This is a genomic window from Oleiphilus sp. HI0079, assembly GCF_001635105.1.
Map to the genome: position 1 here is coordinate 1 of NZ_LWFT01000175.1, position 846 is coordinate 846.

The 846-nt window shown below is 50.2% G+C and carries 1 pseudogene; it reads left to right on the top strand.

Going from position 1 to position 846, the window contains the following annotated elements:
- Positions 1–846, top strand: a pseudogene (locus A3750_RS02575) (DNA polymerase III subunit alpha); the annotation flags it as partial.

Below are 846 nucleotides of genomic sequence, written 5' to 3' on the forward strand. Positions count from 1 at the left end.
CCCTAACGATCGTCGATTGGGCGTTGAAGATGATCAATCCAAGGCGTGAACAAGAGGGTAAAGAGGCGATAAACATTGAGCGTATTCCGCTTGATGATCCAGAGTCGTTTCGACTGCTAAAAACCGCTGAGACGACGGCCGTCTTCCAGCTGGAATCACGCGGTATGAAGGATCTGATTCGTCGGCTTCAGCCTGATAACCTAGAAGATATGATCGCGCTAGTTGCGCTGTTTCGTCCGGGGCCTCTCGAGTCAGGTATGGTTGACGACTTTATCAACCGTAAGCACGGCCGTGCACCGGTGGCTTATCCGCATCCGGATTTTCAGCATGAGAGCCTGAAGCCTATTCTTGAACCAACCTACGGGGTTATCGTTTATCAGGAACAGGTAATGCAGATCGCGCAGGTTCTTGCCGGTTATACGCTTGGCGGCGCGGATGTATTGCGTCGGGCAATGGGTAAGAAAAAGCCTGAGGAGATGGCCAAGCAGCGAGGCTTGTTTGAGTCCGGGGCGATTGATCAGGGTATTGATGGCGACTTGGCGCTCAAAATCTTTGATCTGGTAGAGAAATTTGCTGGCTATGGTTTTAACAAATCGCACTCTGCTGCTTATGCACTTGTTTCCTATCAAACGCTTTGGTTGAAAACACACTTTCCTGCGGAATTTATGGCGGCGGTGCTGACCGCGGATATGCAAAACACCGATAAGGTGGTCACGCTCATTGAAGAGTGTCGCAAGATGAAGCTTGCTATCGTTCTGCCAAATGTAAATGTCAGTGACTATACATTCACTGTGGACGAACAGGGTCAAATTGTATACGGCTTGGGTGCGGTTAAGGGCTTGGGCG